The organism is Streptomyces sp. NPDC042364 (genome assembly GCF_056437585.1).
This window is the reverse complement of the sequence record NZ_JBWKAJ010000037.1, coordinates 17,716-44,046: the sequence shown is the minus strand read 5'-3', so window position 1 is coordinate 44,046 and position 26,331 is coordinate 17,716. Positions and strand designations below refer to the sequence as shown.

23 protein-coding genes and 1 pseudogene are annotated in these 26,331 nt (G+C 72.4%); 9 read left to right on the top strand and 15 right to left on the bottom strand.

Annotation, left to right across the window (positions count from 1 at the left end; all coding sequences use genetic code 11):
• Nucleotides 1–155 precede the first annotated feature (155 nt).
• From aspA to AC067N_RS37865, 3 genes are all read left to right on the top strand, one after another.
• Nucleotides 156–1,568 (top strand): aspartate ammonia-lyase, encoded by a 1,413-nt coding sequence (gene aspA / locus AC067N_RS37875; protein ID WP_478683497.1) that lies wholly within the window; start codon nucleotides 156–158, stop codon nucleotides 1,566–1,568.
• 61 nt (nucleotides 1,569–1,629) lie between these two features.
• The gene (locus AC067N_RS37870) at nucleotides 1,630–2,568 is read left to right on the top strand and encodes a glutaminase (RefSeq protein ID WP_478683496.1); all 939 of its coding nucleotides are present in this window, start codon (nucleotides 1,630–1,632) and stop codon (nucleotides 2,566–2,568) included.
• A 265-nt stretch (nucleotides 2,569–2,833) separates the two neighbouring features.
• Nucleotides 2,834–3,037 (top strand): hypothetical protein, encoded by a 204-nt coding sequence (locus tag AC067N_RS37865; protein ID WP_478683495.1) that lies wholly within the window; start codon nucleotides 2,834–2,836, stop codon nucleotides 3,035–3,037.
• Here AC067N_RS37865 and AC067N_RS37860 read toward each other — a convergent pair.
• Together AC067N_RS37860 and rho are read right to left on the bottom strand one after the other, a co-directional pair.
• The gene (locus tag AC067N_RS37860; RefSeq protein WP_478683494.1) at nucleotides 3,009–4,199 is read right to left on the bottom strand and encodes a D-alanyl-D-alanine carboxypeptidase family protein; all 1,191 of its coding nucleotides are present in this window, start codon (nucleotides 4,197–4,199) and stop codon (nucleotides 3,009–3,011) included. The genes AC067N_RS37865 and AC067N_RS37860 overlap by 29 nt on opposite strands.
• A 90-nt stretch (nucleotides 4,200–4,289) precedes the next feature.
• Nucleotides 4,290–5,432, bottom strand: coding sequence for a transcription termination factor Rho (rho, locus tag AC067N_RS37855; protein ID WP_478683493.1), 1,143 nt, complete (start codon nucleotides 5,430–5,432; stop codon nucleotides 4,290–4,292).
• 369 nt (nucleotides 5,433–5,801) lie between these two features.
• Here rho and AC067N_RS37850 point away from each other — a divergent pair, with 369 nt between their 5' ends.
• Entirely contained in the window at nucleotides 5,802–7,844 is a 2,043-nt protein-coding gene (locus AC067N_RS37850; RefSeq protein ID WP_478683492.1) for a sulfatase-like hydrolase/transferase, read from the top strand.
• 65 nt (nucleotides 7,845–7,909) lie between these two features.
• On the opposite strand, the gene AC067N_RS37845 is transcribed toward AC067N_RS37850, so the two are convergent.
• Nucleotides 7,910–9,502, bottom strand: a complete 1,593-nt coding sequence (locus tag AC067N_RS37845) for an alpha-amylase family glycosyl hydrolase (RefSeq protein WP_478683491.1) — start codon at nucleotides 9,500–9,502, stop codon at nucleotides 7,910–7,912.
• Nucleotides 9,503–9,566: 64 nt separating this feature from the next.
• Here AC067N_RS37845 and AC067N_RS37840 point away from each other — a divergent pair, with 64 nt between their 5' ends.
• Nucleotides 9,567–10,403: a class I SAM-dependent methyltransferase gene (locus AC067N_RS37840; RefSeq protein WP_478683490.1), complete on the top strand. Its 837-nt coding sequence runs from the start codon at nucleotides 9,567–9,569 to the stop codon at nucleotides 10,401–10,403.
• 85 nt (nucleotides 10,404–10,488) lie between these two features.
• Here the strand turns inward: AC067N_RS37840 and AC067N_RS37835 are convergent, their stop codons facing one another.
• From AC067N_RS37835 to AC067N_RS37805, 7 genes and pseudogenes are all read right to left on the bottom strand, one after another.
• On the bottom strand, nucleotides 10,489–11,643 hold the full coding sequence (locus AC067N_RS37835; protein ID WP_478683489.1) for a serine hydrolase domain-containing protein: 1,155 nt from the start codon (nucleotides 11,641–11,643) through the stop codon (nucleotides 10,489–10,491).
• A gap of 428 nt (nucleotides 11,644–12,071) precedes the next feature.
• On the bottom strand, nucleotides 12,072–12,581 hold the full coding sequence (locus AC067N_RS37830) for an ATP-binding protein (RefSeq protein WP_478683488.1): 510 nt from the start codon (nucleotides 12,579–12,581) through the stop codon (nucleotides 12,072–12,074).
• A 131-nt stretch (nucleotides 12,582–12,712) separates the two neighbouring features.
• Entirely contained in the window at nucleotides 12,713–13,681 is a 969-nt protein-coding gene (locus AC067N_RS37825) for an acetylxylan esterase (RefSeq protein WP_478683487.1), read from the bottom strand.
• Between the two features lie 128 nt (nucleotides 13,682–13,809).
• Nucleotides 13,810–14,525, bottom strand: a pseudogene (locus AC067N_RS37820) (sodium:solute symporter family transporter); the annotation flags it as partial.
• A 39-nt stretch (nucleotides 14,526–14,564) separates the two neighbouring features.
• Nucleotides 14,565–15,149: an Rv1733c family protein gene (locus AC067N_RS37815; protein ID WP_478683486.1), complete on the bottom strand. Its 585-nt coding sequence runs from the start codon at nucleotides 15,147–15,149 to the stop codon at nucleotides 14,565–14,567.
• Between the two features lie 141 nt (nucleotides 15,150–15,290).
• Nucleotides 15,291–16,037 carry a ferredoxin reductase gene (locus AC067N_RS37810; RefSeq protein WP_478683499.1) on the bottom strand — a complete coding sequence of 249 codons (747 nt, stop codon included), beginning with the start codon at nucleotides 16,035–16,037 and terminating at the stop codon, nucleotides 15,291–15,293.
• A gap of 85 nt (nucleotides 16,038–16,122) precedes the next feature.
• Nucleotides 16,123–16,728, bottom strand: a complete 606-nt coding sequence (locus AC067N_RS37805) for a sulfite oxidase-like oxidoreductase (protein WP_478683498.1) — start codon at nucleotides 16,726–16,728, stop codon at nucleotides 16,123–16,125.
• A gap of 517 nt (nucleotides 16,729–17,245) precedes the next feature.
• Between AC067N_RS37805 and AC067N_RS37800 the strand changes: the two genes are divergently transcribed.
• The 3 genes from AC067N_RS37800 to AC067N_RS37790 all read left to right on the top strand — a co-directional run bounded on the left by AC067N_RS37800 (nucleotide 17,246) and on the right by AC067N_RS37790 (nucleotide 20,886).
• On the top strand, nucleotides 17,246–18,031 hold the full coding sequence (locus AC067N_RS37800; RefSeq protein WP_478683485.1) for a putative protein N(5)-glutamine methyltransferase: 786 nt from the start codon (nucleotides 17,246–17,248) through the stop codon (nucleotides 18,029–18,031).
• A gap of 145 nt (nucleotides 18,032–18,176) precedes the next feature.
• A complete protein-coding gene (locus AC067N_RS37795; protein WP_478683484.1) occupies nucleotides 18,177–20,192 on the top strand; it encodes an FAD-dependent oxidoreductase in 2,016 nt (671 codons plus the stop codon).
• A gap of 79 nt (nucleotides 20,193–20,271) precedes the next feature.
• Nucleotides 20,272–20,886 carry a PadR family transcriptional regulator gene (locus AC067N_RS37790; protein ID WP_478683483.1) on the top strand — a complete coding sequence of 205 codons (615 nt, stop codon included), beginning with the start codon at nucleotides 20,272–20,274 and terminating at the stop codon, nucleotides 20,884–20,886.
• A 62-nt stretch (nucleotides 20,887–20,948) separates the two neighbouring features.
• On the opposite strand, the gene AC067N_RS37785 is transcribed toward AC067N_RS37790, so the two are convergent.
• A complete protein-coding gene (locus AC067N_RS37785; protein ID WP_478683482.1) occupies nucleotides 20,949–21,482 on the bottom strand; it encodes a hypothetical protein in 534 nt (177 codons plus the stop codon).
• Between the two features lie 158 nt (nucleotides 21,483–21,640).
• Entirely contained in the window at nucleotides 21,641–22,642 is a 1,002-nt protein-coding gene (locus AC067N_RS37780) for a fibronectin type III domain-containing protein (RefSeq protein WP_478683481.1), read from the bottom strand.
• A gap of 446 nt (nucleotides 22,643–23,088) precedes the next feature.
• Here AC067N_RS37780 and AC067N_RS37775 point away from each other — a divergent pair, with 446 nt between their 5' ends.
• The gene (locus tag AC067N_RS37775; RefSeq protein WP_478683480.1) at nucleotides 23,089–23,796 is read left to right on the top strand and encodes a glycoside hydrolase family 75 protein; all 708 of its coding nucleotides are present in this window, start codon (nucleotides 23,089–23,091) and stop codon (nucleotides 23,794–23,796) included.
• Between the two features lie 228 nt (nucleotides 23,797–24,024).
• Here AC067N_RS37775 and AC067N_RS37770 read toward each other — a convergent pair whose 3' ends face one another.
• The 3 genes from AC067N_RS37770 to dhaK all read right to left on the bottom strand — a co-directional run bounded on the left by AC067N_RS37770 (nucleotide 24,025) and on the right by dhaK (nucleotide 26,121).
• On the bottom strand, nucleotides 24,025–24,435 hold the full coding sequence (locus AC067N_RS37770) for a PTS-dependent dihydroxyacetone kinase phosphotransferase subunit DhaM (RefSeq protein ID WP_478683479.1): 411 nt from the start codon (nucleotides 24,433–24,435) through the stop codon (nucleotides 24,025–24,027).
• Complete coding sequence (gene dhaL, locus AC067N_RS37765) at nucleotides 24,428–25,036, bottom strand: dihydroxyacetone kinase subunit DhaL (RefSeq protein ID WP_478683478.1); 609 nt, start codon at nucleotides 25,034–25,036, stop codon at nucleotides 24,428–24,430. The genes AC067N_RS37770 and dhaL overlap by 8 nt, the downstream gene beginning before the upstream one ends.
• 92 nt (nucleotides 25,037–25,128) lie before the next feature.
• A complete protein-coding gene (gene dhaK / locus AC067N_RS37760) occupies nucleotides 25,129–26,121 on the bottom strand; it encodes a dihydroxyacetone kinase subunit DhaK (RefSeq protein WP_478683477.1) in 993 nt (330 codons plus the stop codon).
• Nucleotides 26,122–26,331: the final 210 nt, after the last annotated feature.

Below are 26,331 nucleotides of genomic sequence, written 5' to 3'. Positions count from 1 at the left end.
CGCGAGATCTACCGCGCTCTCACCAGCACACCAACCGAACCAATCACGCAAACCGACCTCGCTCCTGCGGCTTGACATCCATAGGAGCATCCGCCTCGTACGACTGAAGCACCTCGTACGTCTGATCCACCTCAAAGAAGAGGACCCGTACCGCGATGACCGCCGCAGTCACCCGCAGCGAACACGACCTGCTCGGCGACCGGGACGTCCCCGCCGACGCGTACTGGGGTGTCCACACCCTGCGCGCCACGGAGAACTTCCCGATCACCGGCATGCCGATCTCCGCGTACCCGCATCTGATCGAGGCGCTGGCCGCGGTCAAGGAGGCGGCCGCCCGTGCGAACGAGGAACTGGGCCTGCTCGCCCCGGAGAAGGCGGCGGCGATCATCGCCGCCTGCCGGGAGATCCGCGAGGGCAAGCTCCACGACCAGTTCGTGGTCGACGTCGTGCAGGGCGGCGCCGGCACCTCGACCAACATGAACGCCAACGAGGTCGTCGCCAACCGGGCGCTGGAACTCCTCGGGCACGCCAAGGGGCGGTACGAGTTCCTGCACCCCAACGAGGACGTCAACCTCGGCCAGTCCACCAACGACGTCTACCCGACCGCCGTCAAGATAGCGACCGTCTTCGCGGTACGTGGGCTGCTCAAGGCTATGGCCGTCCTCCAGGACTCGTTCGCCCGCAAGGCGGTGGAGTTCCGCGACGTGCTCAAGATGGGCCGTACCCAGTTGCAGGACGCGGTCCCCATGACGCTCGGGCAGGAGTTCTCGGCCTTCGCCGTCATGATCGACGAGGACCGGTCCCGTCTTGACGAGGCCGTCGAGCTGATCCACGAGATCAACCTCGGTGCCACGGCCATCGGCACCGGCCTCAACGCCCCCGCCGGGTACGCCGAGTCCGCGCGCCGCCATCTCGCGGACATCACCGGGCTGCCTTTGGTCACCGCCGCCAACCTCGTCGAGGCGACGCAGGACTGCGGCGCCTTCGTCCAGATGTCGGGCGTGCTCAAGCGGATCGCCGTCAAGCTCTCGAAGAGCTGCAACGATCTGCGGCTGCTGTCCTCCGGGCCCCGTGCGGGTCTCAACGAGATCAACCTGCCGCCTGTGCAGGCGGGCTCGTCGATCATGCCGGGCAAGGTGAACCCGGTGATCCCCGAGGTCGTCAACCAGGTCGCCTTCGAGGTGATCGGCAACGACGTCACCATCACCATGGCCGCCGAGGCCGGACAGCTCCAGCTCAACGCCTTCGAGCCGATCATCCTGCACTCCCTGTCGGAGTCCATCACCCACCTGCGCGCCGCCTGCCTCACCCTCGCCGAGCGGTGCGTCGACGGCATCACAGCCAACGAGGACGAACTGCGCGCTGCCGTCGAGAACTCCATCGGTCTGGTCACCGCCCTCAACCCGCACATCGGGTACACGGCGGCCACCGACATCGCCAAGGAGGCCCTCGCCACCGGCCGCGGCGTCGCCGAACTCGTCCAGGAGAAGGGCCTGTTGCCCGCCGAGCGGCTCCAGCAGCTGCTGCGGCCCGAGGTCCTCGCGGGCAGCGGAGCCCTCCGGGCCTGACCCGCTGCGGGAACGGCCCTGACCTGGGGCTATGCTCCGGGACCGGTACAAAGGAGGCACAATGGTGATCATGACAACGACGTCGTCCCTCACCTTCCAGCCGGTCCTGGAGCGCATCGCCGAGGAGATCGAGCGGACCCCGGGCCGCGGCCGCCCCGCCGACTACATCCCGGCGCTCGCGGCCCGTGATCCGCGCCGCTTCGGCATGGCCGTCGCGGAACTCGACGGCACGGTGTACGGCGTGGGGGACTGGCGGGAGCCGTTCTCCACGCAGTCGATCACCAAGGTCTTCACCCTCGCCCTCGACCTGGCCCGTGAGGGGGACGCCCTCTGGGAGCACGTCGGTCGCGAGCCGTCCGGCAACCCCTTCAACTCCCTGGTGCAGCTGGAGTACGAGAACGGCATCCCCCGCAACCCGTTCATCAACGCGGGCGCTCTCGTCGTCACCGACCGCCTCCTCACCCGTACCGGCGACGCGGCCGGCGAGATGCTGTCCTTCCTCCGCGCGGAGAGCGGCAACCCGGAGCTGGACTTCGACCGGGAGATCGCCGCCTCCGAGTCCGCGCACGGTGACCGCAACGCCGCCCTCGGCCACTTCATGGCGTCGTACGGCAACATCGGCAACCCCGTGCCCGTCCTGCTCGACCAGTACTTCCGCCAGTGCTCCCTCACCGCGTCCTGCGCCGACCTCGCCCTCGCCACGACCTTCCTCGCCCGCCACGGTGTCCGCGCCGACGGAACCCGCCTGCTCACCCGCAGCCAGGCCAAGCAGATCAACGCGATCATGCTCACCTGCGGCACCTACGACGCCGCGGGCGACTTCGCCTACCGCGTCGGCCTGCCCGGCAAGAGCGGCGTGGGCGGTGGCATCATCGCGGTCGTCCCGGGCCGCTGCACCCTGTGCGTGTGGAGCCCGGGGCTCGACGAGCGGGGCAACTCGGTCGCGGGCGTCGCGGCCCTGGACCGCTTCACGACACTGACGGGTCTGTCGGTCTTCTGAGCCGCCGGTCCACGCCACACGTGAGATACCCCGCCGGGCCTGGTCGGCGTGTACGTCGGCGTCATCCTGCTGATCGCCGCCTGCACCCTGCTGGGCAAGGTCGTCCGCGGCCCCGAGCCACCGACGCCCCGGGTCCTGCCCGTCGTGCGACGTGCCCCGCTCTCCCCGGCGGGGACGGCTACGGCGTCGCCGCGGCCGCCACCGCGTCGGCGGCCAGGATCGCGATCTGGGCGCTGCTCGTGCTCGCGGTCCTCGGCGTCTGGGCGTGACGCGCCGCGCGGCGGTGCGCGCCGAGGACTGGACGGCCGAGTTCGCCCTCACCGGGCTGACCGCGTGCCTGGTCAGCCCGATCGCCTGGGTTCACCATCTGGTCTGGCTGCTGCCTTCCCACGCGGTGCTGCTGAGGCACCGCACGGTCTGCTGCTGCGGCTGCCGGCCGGTCAGGCATCCGGGAGCCGTCGCCACCTGAGCCGCAGGACCAGTGCCACGGCCGCCGCGCCGGCACCGGCGGCGCCCGCGATCAGCCCCGTCTCCGACCAGCCGAGACCGGCCGCCCGGCTCTTCTCCCGGGCCGGCGGCGGCGATTCGTGGCGCGGCTGGGGTGCGGCCGCCGGACGCGGAGGCAGGAGCGAACCCACCGGCTCGACGCGGCCGGCGGCCCGGAAACCCCAGTCGAGAAGGGAACGCGCCTCCTCGTAGACGGCGTACCCGACGCCCGACTGCGGCCGCATCACGGTGACGACGAGGGTGCGCCCACCCCGTTCGGCGGCGGCGACCAGGGTGTTGCCCGCGTTGGTGGTGTAGCCGTTCTTGATGCCGATCAGGCCCGGATAGCGGTCCACTCCGGCGCCGGTCAGCAGCCGGTTGGTGTTCTGGATGCCGAACCCAGAGCCGCCGCTCGCCGGGAACTTCGCCGTGACCGTGGCGCAGTACGCGGCGAACTCCGCGTTGCGCAGTCCGGCCCGTCCGAACACGGCCAGGTCGAACGCCGACGAGACCTGGCCGTGGGCGTCGTAGCCGTCGGGGGAGACGACCCGGGTGTCGTGGGCGCCCAGCGAGCGGGCCTTGTCCTGCATCTGCTCGGCGGTGGCCCGCCAGCCGCCGTTGAGGGAGGCGAGAACGCGCACCGCGTCGTTGCCCGAGCTGAGGAAGACGCCACGCCACAGGTCCGCCACGCGGTAGGTGCGGTCCTCCTCCACGCCGACCAGGCTGCTTCCCGCGCCGATGCCGGCCAGTTCCTTGTGTTCGACGGTGTGCTCGAGGCTTGCCGGGAGCCTCGGCAGCACGGTCAGCGCGAACAGGGTCTTGAGGGTGCTCGCGGGTGGCAGTCTGCGGTGCGCGTTGTGCGCGGCGAGTACCTCCCCGCTGCGGGCATCGGCCACCACCCAGGCCACGGCGGAGACATCACGGGGAATCCGGGGCGCCCCGGCCCGCGGCCGCACATGGGTCCCTGCCCGGTACAAGGAGGTCGGCTCCTGCGAGGACGTGGCGTCCTGGGCACGCGGTTCGGCCGGGCCGTCGGCGGCCTCGGGATGCGAAGCCATCGTGAGGACGCCCACCACACAGACGGCGGAGCAGCAGACGGCCGCACGGGAGAAGCGAGCAGCGCGGGATGAAGATCCGGTGGTCATACCGCAAACGTAGGAACGGTAGCGCCGTAGACCGGGGTGCCAGGGCCGGGAGAGCGGACCGAGCACCCGGATGCCCCACATGCCGTCGCGTCATGCGGCGGGCAGGGTGGGCTGCACCTGCCGCAGGAAGGTCGCGTTGTCCGGGGTCGCGCGCAGCCGCTCCAGCAGGGTCTCCAGGCTCGCCTGGCCCTCCCTCGGGCGCAGGGCCCGCCGCAGGCCGCGTACGGCGGTCAACTCTCCCGGCGTCAGCAGGAGTTCCTCGCGGCGAGTGCCGGACGAGGTGATGTCCACGGCAGGGAAGACCCGCCGGTCGGCGAGCGCCCGGTCGAGGCGGAGCTCCATGTTGCCGGTGCCCTTGAGTTCTTCGAAGAAGAAGTGGTCGGCGCGGGAGCCGGTCTCCACCAGGGCGGTGGCCAGGATGGTGAGGGAGCCCGCCTCCTCGGTGAGCCGGGCGGCGCCGAAGAGCCGCTTGGGGCCGTGCAGCGCGGCGGCGTCGACTCCGCCGCTGAGGGTTCGGCCACCGGCGGCGGCCGCGTTGTTGTGCGCTCGGCACAGCCGCGTCAGGGAGTCCAGCAGGATCACGACGTCCTCGCCCTGCTCGACGAGGCGCTTGGCACGCTCCACGACCAGTTCGGCGAGCGCGATGTGCTGCTGGGGGGAGCGGTCGAACGTCGAGGCGTACACCTCGCCCCGCACGGAGCGCCGCATGTCGGTCACCTCCTCGGGCCGCTCGTCGAGCAGTACCACCATCAGTCGGGCCTCGGGGTGGTTGGCGGCGATCGCGGCGGCCAGTTGCTGGAGCAGCACGGTCTTGCCGGTCTTGGGTGGCGCCACGACGAGCCCGCGCTGTCCCTTGCCGACGGGGGCGACGAGGTCGACGAGACGGCCCGTCAGCCCGCTCGCCCGGTGCTCCAGCCGCAGCCGCTCACGGGGGTGCAGCGGCGTGAGGTCGCGGAAGTGCGGTCGGCCACGCAGCTCTTCGGGCGCGCGTCCGTTGATCCGATCGACCCCGGTGAGAGCGCGCCGGCCCTCGCGGACACCTTCGACGGTGTCGCCCCTGCGCAGCCCGTACCGGCGGATCAGCGCGGCGGGGACCTGGAGGTCGGAGGCCGTGGACAGCCCGCTCTCGGTGCGCAGGAACCCCTGCCCGCCCTGTGCGGTCGACAGGACGCCGGTGACCGGGGCCGAAGCCTGCCGATGAGTGGAAGTGTGGTCGAGTGTGGTGGTGGTCATGGGAATCCTTTCGCGGACTTCCTGGGAAATCGCATGAGGTGAGGGGGAGGGGATGCACACACACCCGCGGGTACGGCTGAGCCCTGCGCGAGGTGGTGCGGATAAGCTGACGGCCGGTCGGACGTCGACGGGCGGTCGGTTCAGCTGAGGAGATCTCAGGAGCTGAGAAGAGTGGCACCGGCGCCCGGGACCGGGCGAGACACATGTGCCAAACGCAGCGTACCACTCCCTGTCACCAAACGTTAGCGATTTCCTTACCAGCACCCTTTGAACCGACCCGAACGGCCCCCCGTACAGGAGAGGGCGGCCCCTCCCACCCGAGTCAGGACCGCCGTCCCACCAGCGGTCTTCGCACGGAAGGAACGTCGGGTGTCGCTCTTCACGCGCTCCGGTCGACTGCCGGACACCGACACGGACAGGCACACGAACACGGAGGACGAGACCGACACCGCATCGACCGGCACCGCATCGCCCGGGGCGTCACCCGATCCGGCCGACGGGCCCGCCGAACCGGGCGACACGTCCGCCGATCCGGCTGACGGACCGGCCGATCCGGCCGACGGGCCCGCCGAACCGGGCGACACGTCCGCCGATCCGGCTGACGGACCGGCCGATCCGGGCGGCGGACCCGTCGATCCGGCCCACCACTGCGCTGATCCGGGCGACGCGTCCGCCGAATCGAGCACCGCTTCCAGCGGTCGTGCCGGCCGGTGGCGGCGGCTTCGGTGTTCCCCGCGGGAGTTGCGGCGCAGGTATCCGGTCGCCGCGCGCAGCGTGTCGTGGGGGATCACGGCGCTGGCCGTCGCCCTCGTGTTCTTCGCCCTGCTCATGCCGGGCAGCGTCGAGTACTTCACGGTGCGGCAGTTCCTGCGCATCCCGGTGGAGCCCATCCTCGGCGCCGCCCTGCTGATGGCGCTGCCGCGCCGGCCGCGGCTGGCCCTTGCGGTCCTCATCGGGGCGGGCCTGGCCGCGCTGATCGTGGTGAAGTCCCTGGACATCGGCTTCAACCAGTTCCTCGGGCGCGGCTTCAACATCGTGCTCGACTGGGGGCTGCTGGACGACGCCGAGTCGTACGTGGAGGACACCCTCGGCCGCACCGGCGCGCTGGCCGCCGTCATCGGCCTGGTGGCCCTGGTCGTGGCGCTGTTCGCCGTCATGGCGCTGGCGGTGGTCCGGCTCTCGAACCTCCTGGTCCGCCACCGGGAGCGCGCGATGCGGGGCACGGTCGTCGCGGGCACCGTGTGGATCACCTGCGCGGCCCTCGGCCTGACGCCCCTTCAGGACACGCCGATCGCCTCCCGGAACACGATCGGCTTCGTACAGGACCGCTGGGCCCGCGCCCGGGAGACGCTCGCGGACGAGGCGGCGTTCGCCGAGGAGGCCAGGAAGGACGCCTTCGCCGACGTACCCGCCGATCGACTGCTGACCGGGCTGCGGGGCAAGGACGTCATGATCACCTTCATCGAGAGCTACGGCCGCGCCGCCCTGGAGGACCCGGCCATCGCACCCGGGGTGACGGCGACGCTCGACGAGCGGAACGATGCGCTGCGCAAGGCCGGGTTCGCGGCGAAGAGCGGCTGGCTCACCTCGGCGACCTACGGCGGCAGCAGCTGGCTCGGCCACTCCACCTTCCTGACCGGCCTGTGGATCGACAACCAGAACCGCTACCGCACGGTCACCGCGGGCGAACGCCTCACCCTGCCCGGCGCCTTCCACAAGTCGGGCGCCTGGCGGACGGTCGGGGTGGTGCCCGGTGTCCAGTACAACTGGCCCGAGGGCGACTTCTACGGCTTCGACAAGGTCTACGACTCCCGCGACCTCGGCTACCGCGGTCCGAAGTTCAGCTGGTCCACCATGCCCGACCAGTACGCCCTGACCGCGTTCGAGCGCCTGGAGGCCGCGAAGCGAAGCGGCAAGCCGCTGATGTCCGAGATCATCCTGACCTCCAGCCACCAGCCCTGGGCACCCCTGCCCAGGATGGTCGGCTGGGACGAGGTCGGCGACGGCTCCGTCTACCGGGCCATCGAGAAGGCCGGCAAGGACCCGGCGGACGTCTTCACCGACCCCGTCAAGGTGAAGGAGGAGTACGGCAGGTCGGTCCAGTACTCCTTGCGGAGCCTCCTCGAATACGTCGAGAAGTACGGCGACGAGAACACCGTCCTCGTCTTCCTCGGCGACCACCAGCCCATGGCGAGCGTCAGCGGCAACGGTGCCGACCACGACGTGCCGGTCACCGTCGTCGCCCGCGATCCGAAGGTCCTGGACCGCATCGACGACTGGGGTTGGTCCGACGGCCTGAAGCCCGGTGACGACGCCCCCGTGTGGCGCATGGACTCCTTCCGCGACCGCTTCCTCACGGCCTACGGCACCGAGCCGAAGCCGGCGAAGTCCCCGGCCCCACAGACAGGCTGACGCCCTGTCGGGTCGCAGGGCGGCCGGTTGCCGGGAGCGGGACTCCCGGCAACCGGCCCCGACGGTCATCCGCCGAGCTCGAAGATCCCGAAGCCGAAGCCCCGCGCGGTGATCCCGCTGTCGGTGACCTCCACGCCCCGCGCCTCCAGGGGGCGGTGGGCGCCGACGTCCGGCTTGGACGGGCAACCGACGGTGTCGCGCCGGGGGTTGAGCACGACGAGATACCGTCCGCCGCGTACGTACACGAACGGGTACCCGAGATGCAGGACCTCCACCGAGCCGGTGGGACCCAGTTCGGGGGTGTGGCGGCGGAGGGCGATCAGGCGGCGCACGAGGTGGAGCAGGGAGGTGTCGTCGGCGAGTTGGGCGGCGACGGTGGGACGGTCGGGTGACGGGTCGACCGGCAGGTAGAGACGGTCGGCCGGGGCGCTGGAGAACCCGGCGTTCGGGGTGTCGTCCCACTGCATGGGGGTGCGGGAGCCGGCCCTGTTGTAGCGGGGGCCGAGGACGCTGCCCTCCTTGTCGGGGAGACCGGGCACATAGCGCATGCCGATCTCGTCGCCGTAGTAGATCGCCGGGAGCGTCGGCCAGGTCAGCTGGAAGGCGAAGGCCACGGGAAGCTGCTCGGCCGTGCGGGGGCCGCAGTTGAGGCGGGAGAAGTCGTGGTTGGAGGTCGGCAGGGAGATCGTGCCCGTGCGGCCGACGGCCGTGGTCGCCTGCTGCCAGGCCTCGACGAAGGGGCGTGGCGAGCCCTTGCCGTCCGCGTCGAAGAAGCAGTCGAGGGGGTCCCATGTCTCGTTGACGGTGCCCTCGCGGTTGCTCCACAGCGAGCGGAGGGCCAGGCCGTCGCCGGGGCCGCCGAAGTGGAGGAAGAAGTCGGCGTGGAAGCCCGCCGGGATCGACACCTCCGGCTCGCCCCACTCGGCCAGGAGCACGGCGTCCGGGTGGGCGCTGTCCAGCCAGTGCCGCAGCTCCGTCCAGATACGGGCGGTCTCGGTCCTGTCGGGGTCGTCCTTCACCAGGGACGCGGCCATGTCGACGCGGAAGCCCGACACGCCGAGGCCCAGCCAGTGGTCCATGATCGTGCGCAGCGCTGCGCGGTTGGCGCGCGGCCCGTCGGCGTCGACCGGCAGCCGCCAGGGCTCGGCCGGGTTCTCGCGGGCGTAGCCGAAGTTGAGGGCGGGCTGCGAGTCGAAGAAGTTGGGCAGGTACGCGCCCGGCCGGGTGCCGGGGGAGTCGACGAATCCGTCGGGACGGCCCTCGGCGGTCCAGATGTAGCGGTGGTCGGCCGGGTCGTCCGCGGAGGCCCGGAACCAGGGGTGGTCGATGGACGTGTGGCCCGCGACCAGGTCGAGCAGCACGCGGATGCCCCGGCGGCGGGCCTCGTCGACGAGCCGCGCCAGGTCGTCGTTCGACCCGTAGCGCGGGGCGACGTTCAGGTAGTCGGCGACGTCGTAGCCGGCGTCGCGGAACGGTGAGACGAAGCAGGGGTTCAGCCAGACCGTGTCGACGCCCAGCCAGGACAGATGATCGAGTCTGCCGGTGATACCGGCGAAGTCCCCGATGCCGTCTCCGTCGGAGTCGGCGAAGGACTGCGGGTAGATCTGGTAGAAGACGGCGTCGGCCAGCCAGGTCGGGGCAGGACGGAGCGAAGTCATGCCGGTGACCCTAGGCGAGGGCACCCGCCGTCCGCTGCCCCGAGCCAAGGCCTAAGCTGAGCCGATGTTCACCCCGCAAGGCCCCAGCCTCCGCGAACTCGCCGTCCAGGCACTCTCCTCCGTCGAACACGGCTACGACCTGCTCGCACCGAAGTTCGACCACACCCCGTTCCGTACGCCGGACGGCGTCCTCGACGCGGTGGAACGGGCCCTGACCGCGATGGGCCCCTTCGACCGCGGCCTGGACCTGTGCTGCGGCACGGGCGCGGGAATGGAGGTGCTCCGCGAGCTGTGCCGGGAGAGCGTCACCGGTGTCGACATCAGCGCCGGGATGCTGGCGGTGGGCAGGGGCCGGGTCGGCTCCGACGGGCGCCGCCGGGACCGCACGGGCTCCGGCGGCCACCGTCCGGAGGCCGAGGAAGCCGAGGTCCCCGGGGGCGGTACGGCCGCCGAGGCCCCCCGCGTCTCGTGGGTGCGAGGCGACGCCCTCGCACTGCCCTTCGGGCCTGTGTTCGACCTGACCGTGAGCTTCGGCGCGTTCGGGCACTTCCTGCCGGAAGAGCTGCCGGACCTCTTCGCACAGGTCCACTCCGTGCTGCGCCCGGGCGGCCGCTTCGCGTTCCCGCTTCCGGCCCCCGCCCCGCCGCGCTCTCCCCGGTACTGGGCGGCCCTCGGCTTCGACGCGGCGATGCGGGTCCGCAACGCCGTCTGGCGGCCGCCCTTCGTCATGTACTACCGCCCGTTCCGCCTCGGCCTCGTACGGCGGGAACTGGAACGGGCCGGGTTCGGGGTCGAACTGTTCGCCCTGCCCGAGTTCGGGCGGCGCCCCGACGGGAGCCCGCGCTGCCGCATGGTCGTGGCCACCCGCCCGACCGGCCCGGACCGGACGGCTGGGGCGTAGCGGCGGTGCGGAGGGTCGCCGGCGACACATCGCCGCCTGCCGTGCCGGCCTGGGCGCGGGGATGGCCGCCGCCGGGGCCGCCGGGTCAGAGGGCGCTGTACAGCGCCTCGACGAGCGCCATCTTGCGCGGGTCGTCGGCGATGTGCGGACCCATGCGGTTCATGACGTAGCCGAGGGAGACGCCCGCCTCCGGGTCGGCGAGGCCGCAGGAGCCGCCGTAGCCGTCGTGGCCGAAGGCCCTGGGATTCGGGCCGTACGAGCCGTGCGCGCTGCTCAGCCACACCCCGAGCCCCACTTCCGTGTCCCGGCCGAAGCCGGCGCCGAGCACCAGGTCACGGCAGCCGCCCTGCCCCTCGCGGACCCGCTCGGCGGCCTCCGGAGACAGCACCCGGTGCCCGCCCCAGCTGCCGCCCAGCGCCAGGACGCCGTACAGGGCGGCCACCGCGCGGGCGGTGCCGTGGCCGTTGGCGGCGGGGACCTCGGCGGCCCGCCACTCGGCGCTGTTGGCCTCGGCCGCGCCGACCAGCGGGTTTGCGAGGGCGGCCAGCGCGGTGGGCGTCAACTGTGCGAAGACGGCCGCCTGTTCACTTGTCGTCACGGCGCGCGGATGCACCAGCTCTGCGGCCCGCCCGGCCTCCTTCTCCGGCAGCCCGATCGTGAAGTCGATCCCGAGGGGCCCGGTGACCTCCCGCTCCAGGAACGCGCCCGGCAGCAGCCCCGACACCCGCCGGACCACCTCACCGACGAGGAAGCCGAACGTCATCGCGTGGTACCCCGACTGTGTGCCCGGCTCCCACCAGGGCTCCTGCGCCGCCAGCCGCGCGACGGTCACCTCCCAGTCGCACAGCTCGGCGAACGAGAGCGGCTCACGCGGGCCGGCCAGCCCCGACCGGTGCGACAGCAGATGCCGTACGAGGACGTCCTGCTTGCCCGCGGCCGCGAACTCCGGCCAGTACGCGGCCACCGGGGCGTCCAGGTCGAGCAGCCCCCGGTCGGCGAGGATGTGCGCGCACAGGGCGGTCGGGCCCTTGGTCGTCGACCACACGTTGACCACGGTGTCCCGCTCCCAGGGCCGGGTGCGAGCCCCGTCGGCCCAGCCGCCCCACAGGTCCGCCACGGTCTCCCCGTGCAGCGTCACGGTGACCGCCGCCCCCAGCTCGTCGCGCTCCCCGAAGTTCTCCTCGAACGCGGTTCGCACGGCGGCGAACCGTGCGTCGCAGTGACCTCGCACCTGGGACATGAACCCACCCACCCCTCCCACACCGGCCGTGCCCGGGCGGGACAGCCGGGCACACTGAACATACCGACTGGTCGGACCAGAGGGAACCCGTGAACGTGGTCACCGGTGCGCGTGCTCCGGGGCGCGGAGGGGTTGCCGGCCTCCCTGGTCTCCACCGCGGAGGTGCCGGGGTTCTCGGCACTCTCCCCGGACGTGATCAACGTGCTGGGGCGTCGCTGCCGGCCCGACCGGCCGCGGCGCCGCTGGACGCCGGGCCCCCGCTGTTCCCCCGCTGTTCGGCTGCAGGCAGGACGTCGGCGCGGGTAAACCCCCACCACAGCGGCCAAACCGCAGACCCGCAGGTCGACGGTCGGGCCGTACGGCCGACGCTGGTACGGCCGAGGCGGAGCCGCGCCGTGCCGAAACGGGCGGCGCGGGTCCGCCGGCGCTCATGCCGCTCCGGAGAGGGACGTCGACTCGATCGTTCTGTCGGCGTCGGCACCGTTGCGCCGAGGCAGGCGCAACCGCGCGGTGATCTGCTTTCCCCGGGCATGCGGTGCCACGGCCACGTGGTCACTGACCGTGTGGACGAGGCGGAGTCCGTGGCCGCCGACGCGGTGCCGGTCGCCGTTCCTGACCGTGGGGTGAGCGGGCGATGTGTCCCACACGGAGATGGCCAGTACGTCACCGGTGAGCCGCAGGACGAGCCCGCAGGGGCCGGGCGCGTGCCGGAGGGCGTTGGTGACCAGTTCGCTGACGACGAGTTCGGCGTCCCGCGCCAGGGGCGCCGGGACGGGGGTGCGGCCGGTGTGCAGGGCATGGGCGAGGAGGCCGCGCAGCAGACGCCGGGCATCGGCCGCGTGGGCCGCTCCTGTGGCCCAGGTCGCGCCGGAGCGCAGCGTGGCGTGTTCGTCCGTGCCCTGCTCATCTGCCGCCTGCTTCCCAAGCGGGATGACCATACGGGGCTCTTTCGTTGTGATCGCCGCTCTTCGGCGGCCTGCGCACAGCGGGTACCCGTGATGCGGACCGCGCATTCAGGGGTACCCGTTCGGCGCACACACCTCGTGGGCCCCGCGAGACCCGCTGTCCCTCACAGGCGCGAGGCCAGCCAGCGCAGCTTGGCCGCCTCCTGGTAGGGCCCGCCGCCCTCGTGATCGTTGAACTCGTAGACCTCGATGTGCTTGTCGTCCTCGGCCCAGGCGTTGAACGCGGCGAACACCGTGGACGGCGGGCACGTCAGGTCCTCCAGCGCCGCCGAGAACAGGGCCGGTGCACGGCCGCGTGTGGCGAAGTGCACGCCGTCGAAGTAGGCGAGGGTCCGCCGGACGTCCGCCGCGCGACCGCGGTGCGTCTTGAGGTACTTGCCGATCTCGCGGTACGGGTCCCGGTCGGTGATGGTCGTGGAGCGCGGGAAGTCGCACAGGAACGGTACGTCGGGCGCGACCGCGACCAGGTCGGGCACCAGCCCGCCGACCGCGATCGAGATGCCGCCGCCCTGGCTGGAGCCGAGGACGGCGGTGCGCGAGGCGTCGGTCAGCGGGTGGGAGCGGGCGGCCTCCACCGCGCGGACGCCGTCCGTGTAGACACGCCGGTAGTAGTAGTTCTCGGGGGCGTCGATGCCCCGGGTCATGAAGCCGGGGAAGGCGGGCGCGCCGCCGACCGGGTCCGGGGTGTCGCCGCCCCCGCCCCAGGCGCTGCCCTGACCGCGGGTGTCCATGACGAAGTGCGCGTAGCCGGCCGAGGCCCACAGCAGATGGGTGTGGGGCAGGCCGCGGCCGCCGCCGTAACCGATGAACTCCACGACGACGGGCAGCGGTTCGGTCGCCCCGGCGGGCACGACCAGCCAGCCCTTGACGGGGTGGCCGCCGAACCCGGCGAAGGTGACGTCGTACACGTCGACGGTGGTCAGGTGGGTGTCGACCGGCTCGAAACGGGCGTCGAGGTCGTGCTCGCGGGACTCCTGGAGCGTCTTCGCCCAGAAGGCGTCGAAGTCCTCGGGCTCCGTTGAAGCGCTTCGATAACCACGGAGCTCGTCCAACGGCAGGTCGAACAGGGCCATGAAGGACCACCTTTTGAGTTCTCGGTGCGGATGATCACACGGTACGTGGGCCGTCGCGGACCGCCAAGAGCCCCTCGGCTCACGGCAGTCGGCGACGGCCACGGGGTCTTCGCCCGGCGGTGGTCCGCTCAGCGCTGGTCGGCGCCGATCAGCGCCCGGACCTCGAAGTCCTCGTACACCGTCTCCTCCTGTGCGGGGCCGAGGAGCGAGCCGAGCCAGCCGAGCAGGAAGCCCGCCGGGATCGAGACGATGCCCGGGTTCTGCAACGGGAACCACGCGAAGTCGGCGTCCGGGAACATGGAGTTCGGGGTCGAGGAGACGACCGGCGAGAACAGCACCGGCAGCACGGAGGCGACGAGACCGCCGTACAGGCTGAGCAGGGCGCCCCGGGCGGTGAACCCGCGCCAGAACAGGCTGTAGACGATGGTCGGCAGGATGGCGGACGCGGCGATCGCGAAGGCCAGGAACGCGAGGGTGGCCGTGTTGGTACCCCAGGCGAGCAGCGCGAACAGCATGCCGAGAACGCCCATGAACAGCGCGGCGATCCGGGCGACACCCAGTTCCTCGGTCTCCTTCGCCCTCCCCTTGCGGATGACCTCGCCATAGAGGTCGTGGGCGAGCGACGAGGCCGCTGCGAGCGTGAGACCGGCGGCGACGGCGAGCAGGGTGACGAACGCCAGGGCGGAGACGATCGCCGTGAGGACCTCGCCGCCGAGTTCGCCGGCGAGGAGCAGCACGGCCGCGTCGCCCTTGTGGTCGATGTCCGCGATGGTCTCCCGGCCCACGACCGCGGTCGCGCGAGGCCCAGCACGGAAAATTCACCGCACACCATGCGCGTGAGTCCCGTGCTCGCCCCCCGGTCGGGTGCGCCGCGACCCTGCGGTCAGGCCCAGCGGTGTCCCCACTCGGGGCCCGTGCGCGCCCACTCCTGTTCCCATTCGTCCAGCCGGCGCCGGATGGTGATGCGGCGCACGGTGAAGTGCCCGGCCAGCACGATGACGGCGACTCCCGCCGTGGCGCACGTCCCCATGGACAGGGTGTGCTGCCAGACGGCGGTGTCGGTCGGCGGGGCCTGCACACTGCGGCCCGCCGCGTCCAGCCAGACATCGGCACGGTCGCCGCGCTTCGTGCCCGCCGGTACCCGGGCCTCACCGGTGCGCGAACCCCCGTCGGGCTCCGTCCAGCGGGCCCGCACCCAGTGCATGGGCGGCTTGTCGCCGTGCACCGAGGGCGCCGCGGCCGGGGCGTTCTCCACGACCACGGCACTCACCAGGTCCCGCTCCGCCCGCTGCGCCGCGGCCTGCGCCCGCGCGTCCCCGTGGGCCCAACGGCCCACCGCGAAACCGGCCGCCGGAGCGCCGACGACCAGCAGGATCAGGACGATCAACACCGTCCATGCCTCGACGACGTCCGAGCGTCGGCGCAGCGGATTGCGCCGCCACCGCCACCCGAACACCTGGCCTCGCATCTCACCCTCCCTCACCGGTACGGCCCTCTCGTACGAGAACCCCGGTTAGGACTGGTCCGCACTTCCGGTGTACCCGATAGAAGCCGCGATGGCATGGTTTGGGCCGGAAATCATGGCGAGCGCATCGGTGCGGGCCGGTGGTCAGCCGAAGCGTTCGATGCGGATGCGGTCCACCGGCTGGCCGGCCTCGACCAGCAGTCGCGACGCGTGTTCGGCGAAGGCGTTCGAGCCGCACACGTACGCCTCCCAGCCGCCCGCCGGCCGCTCCGCCAGCACCGGTCCCACATGGGCCGCCGACAGTCTGCCCACCGGCACCCCCTCGGGCGCCGCGCGCGTGAACACGGGCGTGGTCTCCGCGCCGTACTCCTCCGCGTAGACCAGTTCCCCGGGCCCCCGCGCGGACACCAGCAGCCGCAGGGGCACATCGAGCCCCCGCGCCCGGCGGTGGCGGATCATCGACATCAGCGGGACGACACCCGAACCGGCGCCGATCAGCAGTGCGGGCCGGTCCCCGGGCCAGGCGAAGAACCCGCTGAGCGGGCCGCGCACCTCCACCTCGTCACCGGGCCGGGCCTCGGTGTGGAACCACCCGGAGACCTCGCCGCCCTCCACATGGTCCAGAGTCAGCTCGATGTGCCCCGCGTCATCGGGCGGTGACGCCAGCGAGTAGTGGCGCTGGGCCCGGTAACCGTCCTCGGCGGTCAGCCGCAGCACCAGATGCTGCCCCGGCAGATGCCCCGCCCAGCCCGGCACCGCGAACCGGAAGGTGGCGACCCGCGCCGTCTCGCGCCGGATCTCCGTCAACGTCGCGGTCTGCCAGAGCGCCGCCGCCTGGTTGCTCACGGCGATCCGCCCGGGCACGGCGAACCGCGTGGGCGGCGTGAACACCCCGGACGTCGTCCCCGCCCCACCAACCTCACCGGCCACCCCGGCCGCCCCCAAGGCCCCTGCCGTGTCCGCTTCCGCCGTCGTCTCAGTCACCGGAGTACCGCTGCTCCTCCCACGGGTTGCCCCGCGCGTGATAGCCGTTCTGCTCCCAGAAGCCGGGCTCGTCGCGGTCGAGGATCCGGATGCCCGCGATCCACTTGGCGCTCTTCCAGAAGTACAGATGCGGCACCAGCAGCCGGGCCGGGCCGCCGTGCTCGGCGGGCAGCGGCTCGCCCCCGTACTCCCAGGCGATCCAGGCGCGCCCGCCGGTGAGGTCGGCGAGCGGGAGGTTCGTGGTGTAGCCGCTGTGCGCGTACGCGACCGCGTGCGTGGCGGAGGCGTCGGGCCGCACCGCGTCCAGGAACACGTCCAGCGAGACGCCCCCGAACCGCACCCCGAACTTCGACCAGCCCGTCACACAGTGGATGTCGCCCTCGTACACCGATCCGGGCAGCGCGTGCGCCGCGTCCCAGTCCCAGGTGCGCGCCTCGGCCACCAGCCCGTCGATCCGGAACGACCAGTCGGCGGGCGCGAGGTCCGGCGTGACCTCGGCGGAGAGCACCGGCCAGTCGTCGCCCGCGTCGTACTGGCCGGGCGGCAGCCCCGGATCGCTGACGCGGGGGCGCCCGGTGAAACCTCGGGTGACGTTCATGTACGAGTCCAACGTGACGACGGCGGCGATGGGTGAGCCGTACAACCGTACGCGTCCGGACGGCATGCCCGACCCCCGGGGCGGGACATGATCATTACGCCCGGATGAACTCATCGCAGCCCGGGAACAGCGGCTCCACGATCTCCCTCGCCGCTCACGGGCGGCCACGGTCGTGAGCACGTCGGTGGCCAGGTGACAGCGGAGGGGAATGGGTGCTTCCGGCCGCGCCGCACGACCCACTTCACGGCCGCCCGCGTACCCGCCGTGGAGACGGGGGAGGAGCGGGTGGGCGTGTGGCGGGGGCGGCCGAGGGCCGGGTGCGGGCGGGGGCGCGGCGCTCCGGATGGTCTGTCGTGACCATGGGGTAGGGTGACCGGGCCAGTCGCCACGGGACCAAGGAGGTGAGACCCATTACCGCAGTGTCAGGTCGGGTGCTCTCACCTCAACACCGCGCGGTGCACGGCCGGTAGGCCACCGCGGGAGCGCCCTTCGGCCCACCGAAAGGCTCTCGGCTGTCATGCCACCTCTCTCCACCGCCTCCGTCGTCACGGCACTTCGCGCCGCGGGCTGCGTCTTCGCCGAAGACGAGGCGGAGTTGATTCTCACCACCGCACGAACCCCGGACGACGTCTCCGCCATGGTCGGCCGCCGCGTCGCCGGTGAACCCCTCGAAGTCGTCCTCGGCTGGGCCGAGTTCGCGGGGCTGCGCATCACCGTGGACCCCGGTGTGTTCGTGCCCCGCCGCCGCACCGAGTTCCTCGTCGAGCAGGCGCTCGCCGCCGTGCCGCACGCCTCGGTCGTCGTCGACCTGTGCTGCGGTTCCGGTGCGCTGGGCGCGGCCCTCGCCGCGTCGCTCGACGGCACCGAACTGCACGCCGCCGACATCGACCCGGCGGCGGTGCGCTGCGCCCGCCGCAACATCGCCCCGTACGGCGGCCACGCCCACGAGGGCGACCTGTTCGCGGCGCTCCCCGCCGGGTTGCGGGGGCGCGTCGACATCCTTGCGGCGAACGTGCCGTACGTCCCCACCGGCGAGGTGCCGCTCCTGCCGAGCGAGGCCCGTGACCACGAACCCCTGGTCGCCCTCGACGGCGGCGCGGACGGGCTCGATGTCCTGCGCCGGGTCGCCGCCGAGGCCCCCCGGTGGCTCGCCCCCGGCGGGTGCCTCCTCGTGGAGACCAGCGAACGCCAGGAACCCCACGCCGTGGAGGTCCTCCGCGGCGCCGGGCTCATCGCCGGGACGGCCGTCTCGGAGGAGAGATACGCCCATGTGGTGACCGGAGCCAGACCCTCCGGCAGCTGACCGCGCACACCCGCCAGGGCTCGCCCCCGGCAGCTCTCAGGACCCTTCGTGGTGTGGCCTTGCCCTCAGCCATTGTGCAACTAGTTGCAAAAACGGCGTGGCGTCGTCTACAACCTTGGTGACGACGCCACGCATGGAGGCCCCGATGAGCCGTTACCCCCACCTGCTGAGCCCGCTGGACCTGGGCTTCACCACGCTCCCCAACCGCGTGCTCATGGGCTCCATGCACGTCGGCCTGGAGGAGGCGGAGCGCGGCTTCGAGCGGATGGCGGAGTTCTACGCGGCCCGGGCCCGCGGGGGAGTGGGCCTCATCGTCACCGGTGGCATCGCGCCCAACGAGGCCGGACGCCCGGCCGAGGGCGGTGCCAAGCTCACCACCGAGGCCGAGGCCGCGCAGCACCGCGAGATCACCGACGCCGTCCACCGCGAGGGCGGCCGTATCGCGATGCAGATCCTGCACTTCGGGCGGTACGCCTACCACCGCGACCTCGTCGCCCCGAGCGCCCTCCAGGCCCCGATCAGCCCCTTCGTCCCGCACGCCCTCACCGACGCCGAGGTCGAGCAGACCATCGACGACTACGCACGGGCCGCCCGGCTCGCCCGGCAGGCCGGGTACGACGGCGTCGAGATCATGGGCTCCGAGGGCTACCTGATCAACGAGTTCATCGCCGCCGGCACCAACCACCGCGACGACCGCTGGGGCGGCTCCTACGAGAACCGCATGCGCTTCCCCGTGGAGATCGTGCGCCGGGTGCGCGAGGCGGTCGGCGAGGACTTCATCGTCGTCTACCGGCTGTCGATGCTCGACCTGGTGCCCGGCGGCTCCACCCTCGACGAGGTCGTCACGCTGGCCAAGGCGGTAGAGGCGGCCGGGGCCACCATCATCAACACCGGCATCGGCTGGCACGAGGCCCGCATCCCCACCATCGCGACCTCGGTGCCGCGCGGCGCGTACACCTGGGTCACCAAGAAGCTCATGGGCGAGGTCTCCGTCCCGCTCGTCACCACCAACCGCATCAACACCCCGGAACTGGCCGAGGAGTTGCTGGCCGACGGCCACGCCGACATGGTGTCCATGGCCCGCCCGATGCTCGCCGACCCGGACTTCGTCGCCAAGGCCCGCGAGGGTCGTCCGGAGGCCATCAACACCTGCATCGGCTGCAACCAGGCCTGCCTCGACCACACCTTCAGCGGCAAGATCACCTCCTGTCTGGTGAACCCGCGCGCCTGCCACGAGACCGAACTGGTGCTCTCGCCGACCCGGCTGCGCAAGCGGATCGCGGTCGTGGGCGCGGGACCCGCGGGCCTCGCCTGCGCCGTGAGCGCCGCCGAGCGCGGCCACGAGGTCACCCTCTTCGACGCCGCGAGCGAGATCGGCGGCCAGCTCAACGTCGCCCGCAAGGTCCCCGGCAAGCAGGAGTTCGACGAGACCCTGCGCTACTTCCGCCACCAGCTCGACACCCACGGCGTCGACGTACGGCTGGACACCCCCGTCACGGCCGACGACCTCACGGCCTACGACGAGGTCGTGGTCGCCACCGGCGTCACCCCCCGCACCCCCGACCTGCCGGGCGTCGACCACCCCAAGGTCGTCGGCTACCTCGACGTCCTGCGCGACGGCGCCCCCGTGGGCGACCGGGTCGCCATCCTGGGCGCCGGCGGCATCGGCTTCGACGTCGCCGAGTACCTGACCGACGGCGGGGAGAAGACCAGCGAGGACCCCGCGGCGTACTTCCGGCAGTGGGGCGTCGACCTGGACTACCGCGCCCCCGGCGGCCTCGCCGCTCCCGAGCGGCCCGCCCCGCCCCGCTCGGTCCACCTCCTCCAGCGCAAGACCTCCAAGGTCGGCGCGGGCCTCGGCAAGACCACCGGCTGGATCCACCGCACCGAACTCAAGCACCGCGGCGTCGTCATGGTGCCCGGCGTCCAGTACGACCTGATCGACGACGCCGGACTGCACGTCACCGTCGGCGGCGTCCGCCAGGTCCTGGAGGTCGACACGGTCGTGCTCTGCACCGGCCAGGAGCCGCGCCGCGACCTCTACGACACCCTCGTCGCCGCCGGACGGACCGCGCACCTCATCGGCGGCGCCGACGTGGCGGCCGAACTGGACGCCAAGCGCGCGATCAAGCAGGGGACCGAGCTGGCGGCGGAGCTGTAGGAGAGCGGACGGGCCGGGCGGTGACCCGCGCGGAGCGTGCGGGGGCCGCCGGTCGAACGGCCCTTCCTAGGATGAGCCCATGTCACTCCCGCACGCGATCCTCACCGCCCTGCTCGAGAAGCCCTCGTCGGGCCTGGAGCTGACCCGGCGGTTCGACAGGTCGATCGGCTACTTCTGGTCGGCGACACACCAGCAGATCTATCGCGAGCTGGGAAAGCTGGAGGGCGAGGGCTACATCCGTGCCCTGCCCGCCGAACGGCCCGCCCGAGGGCAGAAGAAGAGCTACGAGGTCCTCCCGGCGGGCCGCGAGGAACTGGCCCGCTGGACCTCCGCACCCCAGGAACCCAAGCCGTGGCGTGACGCCCTGTTCGTGCGGCTGCGCGCCGCGGCGGTCGTCGGCACCACCGGCCTGGAGGACGATCTGCGTCGCCATCTCACCCTGCACGAGCGGCAGTTGGCAGAGTACGAGGAGATCGAGAAGCGGGACTTCGGGCCCGGAAAGGACACCCCCCAGGACCGTCTTCAGCATCTGATCCTGCGGGCCGGCATCGACCTGGAGACCTTCTGGACCCGGTGGCTGCGCGACGCTCTGACGGAGTTCGAGCGCCTGCCGGAAGACCGACCCGGCGAAGGACGACTGCCCGAAGGCCGGGTGCCGGACAGTGGCGGGGGAACGGCGGGGGAGCGGGAGTAGCCCGGAGGTGCGGGCGCGAGCAGGCGGCCGACCGCGTCATGCGGCGACCGCCCGCCCGGTGCTCACAGGCGGTGCGGCTTGGCCCGGCGGCGCAGGTACCAGACCGCTGCCACCGTGCCGGTGGCGACCAGCGCGCCACCGCCCACCAGGGTGAGGGTGCCGTAGTCCTCGGTGGCCCCGCCCACACCGCCCATGACGCCCCGGGAGGGCGAGGCGGTCGTGGAGATCGTGGGCGTGGCGGCGGTGACGATGACGGACTGGCTGCCCGCCGAGGTCCCGTCCCGGCACACCACGATCACGGTGTAGGTGCCCGGGGTCACGTTGGTCCAGGAGGCCGACTGGCTGGTGCTCGTGCCGACGAGGTTCGCCTGACGCCCCTGGGAGAAGCCGGCCTGCCCGCTGGAGAGCAGCGAGGCCGTACCGAACGTGCCGTTGACGCTGGTGGGGCAATCGCTCGTGGTGACGGTGACCGAGGACCCCGTGGTGCTCACCGAGATCCCCGTGGGGACGGCGACCGACGGCGTGGCCAGGGCGATCGGCAGCGCGGCGGCCGCCATGGTCAGGCCGGAGCGGAGGAGTAGCTGAGACGTACGCATGGGTCTGCCCTCCGGCGGCACGGTCGGCGGCACATCCCTTGCGCCGCCGAGGATCGGAGGACCCGTGCTGCCTCAGGGCGAGCCAACGTGCCGCACGCCCCGCCCGCATGCGGACCGCCCCCGGGCAGGTGACGGATTGCGCCGTCCGGGGGACGTACTCACGGACCGGTGGTCACCGTCCGCTCCGCCGAGAACCGGCCCCAGGTGCCGTCCGGCAGCTTGGCCCGGATCCGCACCCGGTACGTCACGCCGGCCTCCCGTCCCGCGTAGAAGCCGTACGAAGCCCGCCCTCGCGGCGGGGTCCCGCCCCAGACGAGCGTCGTCGCCGTCCGCCCGTCGAGCTGGATCTCGTACTCCGTGATCACCCCGTCGGCGCTCGGCGGCACCCAGGACAGTTCGAGGGAGTAGGCGCCGTCCGCGAGGCGCGTGCTCGCGCGGAAGGCGGTGGGTGCCGTGCCTGCCCCGCCGCCCGTCCCGTCGTCCGTCCCCCGCCCGGTCCGCTCGGTGGTGAGCCGCACGGATCGACTCGCCGGCGAGAGATTGTCCGCCGCGTCCCGTGCCCGCACGGAGAACGAGTACCGGGTGCCGGGCCGCAACCCCGTGACCACGGCCGTCGTCTGCTCCCCGCCCACCCCGTGGATCTTCGAGCCGCCCTGGAGGATGTCGTACGACACCACGCCCCGGTCGTCGGTGGCCCGCCGCCAGGACAGCCGCACCGCCTTGCTGCCGATCACCCGGCCTTCGAGGTGAGCGGGACGGGTGGGGGCCCGGCGGTCGGCGGCGCCACCCGCGGAGGTGGTGGCCCGGACCTCCCGGCTGGGCGGGCCGAGGTCACCGGCGGCGCTGCGGGCCCGGACGGTGAACACATACGTGGTGGAGGGGCGCAGCCGGGTGACGTCCACCATGTGCTCGTCGCCGGGCACGTCCTCCACCTTCGTCTCGCCGCGGTAGACCTCGTACCCGGCGACCTCCGGCTCGCCGGTCACCCGGTTCCACATGACGTGCACGCTGGTCGCGCTGCCCGCGGCGGCGGTGACCCCCTGGGGAGCCGGGGGCGGCCGGCGACCGGGGCTCTGCGGCGGCCCGCAGGAGACGGCGAGGAGCAACGCGCCGCAGACCAGGAACGCCGGCCACGGCACCGGCTCGGGAACGCGTCGCACGATCCAGCCCCCTCATCACGGGCTCCCGGATTACGGGTGGGACCGCTGGTGCGGGAGCCCTCATCGGCGATTGGTCTGTACCTATCCCCTGTATGTATGCCACGCTGACGCGCGCACATCAAGAGGGTGCGGGCAGGACGAAGGCGTGGCCGCTCGGTTCACGGCCCGGCCCGCGGCTACGTATGCTGAGGCTATGACGCGGCGTGAACTCGCGTGCGAGAGCGCTCGGTTCGCGTCGTACGGTGCGGGCCGCTGTCGTCGCCCACCCCGCGCCGACCAGGGCGGCCGAGCGGCCGGGGCCGAGGCCGGCCCGGGCCCTCGGCCGCGTCCTCGTGAGAAGCACGGTGTGCACCGTCCGGCCCCCTACCAGTGGCCCTTCTCTCCAGCCCCCTTCACGTTGGGGTGATGAGTGACCGTCAGTGTCCCCCAGGAGAGGGTCCCTTATCGTGCATGTCCGGTCCTTGACGCTGGCCGCCGCCGGCGCCGCCCTGCTGGCCCCCGCCACCCTGCCCGCCCTGGCTCAGCAGCAACAGTCCATACAGCGTCAGGGGGCCGTGACGGCCGCCGAACTGCTGGCGAAGGTCCGCGACTGCGACCGGGTGTCCGACGGGTTCTACCGCAAGGACGCCGACGCCCCCGCCGTCATCCCGGTCTGCGGCACCGACGGCGCGGTGTTCTGGAAGGCCGACATGGACATCGACTGCGACGGCCGCCCCAGCGCGCGCTGCAACCGGAGCGCGGACCCGTGGTTCCAGCCCACGACCTCCTACCAGCAGCGCGACGGCCGTCACCTCGACGCCGCGGACCTGCCGTTCATCGTCCTCCCGGCCCCGAGCCGCATCTGGGACTACCGCGACCACGGCATCAGGGGCGGCTCGGTGGCCGCCGTCGTCCACGGCGACCGCGTCCAGTACGGCGTCGTGGGCGACACCGGCCCGCAGCACATCATCGGCGAGGCCTCGTACGCCACGGCCAAGGGCCTGGGCATCCGCCCCGACCCGAGCACCGGCGGCACCACCTCCGGAGTCACGTACATCGTCTTCGAGGACACCCGCGTCCTCCCGATCGAGGACCACGAGGCGGCGGTGGAACAGGGGGAGGCGCTGGCACGCCGGTTCGTGGGCCGGGAGGGCGAGGTCAGGGCGCGGCCTTAGAGCTCCGAACAAAGGTGGAGTCCGATCGGCTCGCGGCGTCTGGTGCGTGCGATCGCAAGGCGCCGGAAGCTCCTTGTAGCGGGGCTACCAGGGGCTTTCGGCAACGCGGCGAGCGTGCGTGCCAGGCGTCGCGAGCCGGGCTCCACTTCTGTTCGGAGCTCTTGGCGGACGGGTGAGTGCACGGCGCGGGGCCTGTCCCCAGGAGCGTGGAGGCAGGCCCCGTCGTCGTCACCCCTTCCGGTACGCGTACGCCTCCGAAGCGGCGGCGGCGACCGCCGCGAGATCGGCCCCGGTGGAGGCGGTGACGACCGCCGCGACGGCGCCTTCGACGAACGGCGCGTCGACCAGACGGGTGCCCTCGGGGAGTTCGTCGCCCTCGGCGAGCAGGGCCTTCACGGTGAGGACGGCACTGCCGAGGTCCGTGAGGACGGCGACCCCCGCGCCCCGGTCCACGGCCGCGGCCGCCGCCGAGATCAACTCGGCGCTGGTGCCGAGCCCGCCGTCCTCGGTGCCGCCCGCCGGGGCGACCGGCACCCGGGCGCCCGCGCCCGCGAGCCCCCGTGCCAACTCGGCGACCGAGGAGGCGACGGCGGCGCTGTGCGAGACCAGCACCACACCGACCAGCTTCTCGTCATCCATGGGAGGCCTCCGCGGTGTCGGCGAGCGCGGCGACGAGCAGCGCCGCGGACGTGGCGCCGGGGTCCTGGTGCCCGATGCTCCGCTCACCGAGATAGCTGGCACGCCCCTTGCGGGCCTGCAGCGGCGTGGTCGCCAGGGCGCCCTCCTCGGCGGCGGCCCGCGCCGCGGCGAAGGACCGGTCGAGCGCCTCGACGGCCGGGACCAGCGCGTCGATCATCGTCTTGTCGCCCGGTGCCGCCCCGCCGAGCGTCATCACGGCGTCCACTCCCGCCCGCAGCGCGGTCGTGAGCTCGGCGTCGCTCACCTCGGCCGCGTCCCCGAGCGCCTTGCCGGTGCGCCGCAGGAGCGTTCCGTACAGCGGGCCGGACGCACCGCCCACCGTCGAGATCAGCTGACGCCCGGCCAGCACGAGCACGGCACCGGGCGTGTCCGGGGCCTCTTTCTCCAGTACGGACACCACGGCGGTGAACCCGCGGCGCAGATTGCTGCCGTGGTCGGCGTCCCCGATCGGCGAGTCGAGCGCCGTGAGCCGCTCGGCCTCGCGTTCCACGGAAGCCGCCGTGGTCACCATCCAGCGATGGAAGAAGTCGGCGTCGAGCACGGAATCTCCTTGCCTGGTAAGAGAGTCGGCAGACAGAGCCATACGGGCCGTGCCCACGGCACGTACCGTACGCATCGTGCTGGGTCCGAGGGTCACATCCCCCAGCGCAGCCCGGGCGTCCTCACGGGCGCGTCGTACAACCGGAGCGTCTCCTCGTCGATCTGGCACAGCGTCACCGAGGCGCCCGCCATGTCGAGGGAGGTGACGTAGTTGCCGACGAGCGTACGGGCGACGGCCACACCCCGCTCGGTGAGCGCTCGCTGCACCTCGGCGTTGAAGCCGTACAGCTCCAGCAGGGGAGTGGCGCCCATGCCGTTGACGAGGAGCAGCACGGGGTTGCGGGGGTTCATGTCGTCCAGCAGGGCGTTCACCGCGAAGTCGGCGATCTCGCGGGAGGTCATCATGGGACGGCGCTCACGCCCCGGTTCGCCATGGATGCCGATCCCCAACTCCAGCTCCCCTGCGGGAAGATCGAAGGTCGGGCTGCCCTTGGCCGGGGTCGTACAGGCGCTGAGCGCCACACCGAAACTGCGGGAGCTCTCGTTGACCTGCCGGGCCAGTGTCGCCACACGCTCCAGGGGCTGCCCTTCCTCGGCGGCGGCGCCGGCGATCTTCTCCACGAACAGGGTGGCACCGGTGCCGCGCCGCCCGGCGGTGTAGAGGCTGTCGGTGACCGCGACGTCGTCGTTGACGAGCACCTTGGCGACCTGGATGCCCTCGTCCTCCGCGAGTTCCGCCGCCATGTCGAAGTTCAGCACGTCACCGGTGTAGTTCTTCACGATGAACAACACGCCGGCCCCGCTGTCCACGGCAGCCGCCGCCCGCACCATCTGGTCCGGCACCGGCGACGTGAACACCTCACCCGGGCAGGCCGCCGACAGCATCCCCGGTCCCACGAAGCCGCCGTGCAGCGGCTCATGCCCCGAACCGCCCCCGGAGACCAGCGCCACCTTGCCGGCCACCGGCGCGTCCCGCCGCACGACCACCCGGTTCTCCACGTCCACCGTCAACTCAGGATGAGCAGCAGCCATACCCCGCAACGCGTCCGCGACGACGGTCTCCGCGACGTTGATGAGCATTTTCATGGATACCTCCTGATGAGAGAGCAGCCGTCCTCCCGGCCTGCGGCCTCGCAGACCGGTCCGGGCTCGGTTCGTGGTCGGTCCTGGCGCTTCCTGGCGATCGTAGGCCGACTCGGCGTCACCGGTGCTGACCTGACGCTGACTTTGGCGACAAGGCGGCAGTGGCGGCTGACGCCGCTTTCGACGGTTTCCATGCGTCCGCCGGACGTATCG

Bases quoted from the DNA above. Each gene is read 5' to 3' on its own strand.
- aspA (WP_478683497.1), top strand. From the start codon at position 156: ATGACCGCCGCAGTCACCCGCAGCGAACACGACCTGCTCGGCGACCGG.
- AC067N_RS37870 (WP_478683496.1), top strand. From the start codon at position 1,630: ATGGTGATCATGACAACGACGTCGTCCCTCACCTTCCAGCCGGTCCTG.
- AC067N_RS37860 (WP_478683494.1), bottom strand. From the start codon at position 4,199: ATGACCACCGGATCTTCATCCCGCGCTGCTCGCTTCTCCCGTGCGGCC.
- rho (WP_478683493.1), bottom strand. From the start codon at position 5,432: ATGACCACCACCACACTCGACCACACTTCCACTCATCGGCAGGCTTCG.
- AC067N_RS37845 (WP_478683491.1), bottom strand. From the start codon at position 9,502: ATGACTTCGCTCCGTCCTGCCCCGACCTGGCTGGCCGACGCCGTCTTC.
- AC067N_RS37840 (WP_478683490.1), top strand. From the start codon at position 9,567: ATGTTCACCCCGCAAGGCCCCAGCCTCCGCGAACTCGCCGTCCAGGCA.
- AC067N_RS37835 (WP_478683489.1), bottom strand. From the start codon at position 11,643: ATGTCCCAGGTGCGAGGTCACTGCGACGCACGGTTCGCCGCCGTGCGA.
- AC067N_RS37830 (WP_478683488.1), bottom strand. From the start codon at position 12,581: ATGGTCATCCCGCTTGGGAAGCAGGCGGCAGATGAGCAGGGCACGGAC.
- AC067N_RS37825 (WP_478683487.1), bottom strand. From the start codon at position 13,681: ATGGCCCTGTTCGACCTGCCGTTGGACGAGCTCCGTGGTTATCGAAGC.
- AC067N_RS37815 (WP_478683486.1), bottom strand. From the start codon at position 15,149: ATGCGAGGCCAGGTGTTCGGGTGGCGGTGGCGGCGCAATCCGCTGCGC.
- AC067N_RS37805 (WP_478683498.1), bottom strand. From the start codon at position 16,728: ATGAACGTCACCCGAGGTTTCACCGGGCGCCCCCGCGTCAGCGATCCG.
- AC067N_RS37800 (WP_478683485.1), top strand. From the start codon at position 17,246: ATGCCACCTCTCTCCACCGCCTCCGTCGTCACGGCACTTCGCGCCGCG.
- AC067N_RS37795 (WP_478683484.1), top strand. From the start codon at position 18,177: ATGAGCCGTTACCCCCACCTGCTGAGCCCGCTGGACCTGGGCTTCACC.
- AC067N_RS37790 (WP_478683483.1), top strand. From the start codon at position 20,272: ATGTCACTCCCGCACGCGATCCTCACCGCCCTGCTCGAGAAGCCCTCG.
- AC067N_RS37785 (WP_478683482.1), bottom strand. From the start codon at position 21,482: ATGCGTACGTCTCAGCTACTCCTCCGCTCCGGCCTGACCATGGCGGCC.
- AC067N_RS37770 (WP_478683479.1), bottom strand. From the start codon at position 24,435: ATGGATGACGAGAAGCTGGTCGGTGTGGTGCTGGTCTCGCACAGCGCC.
- dhaK (WP_478683477.1), bottom strand. From the start codon at position 26,121: ATGAAAATGCTCATCAACGTCGCGGAGACCGTCGTCGCGGACGCGTTG.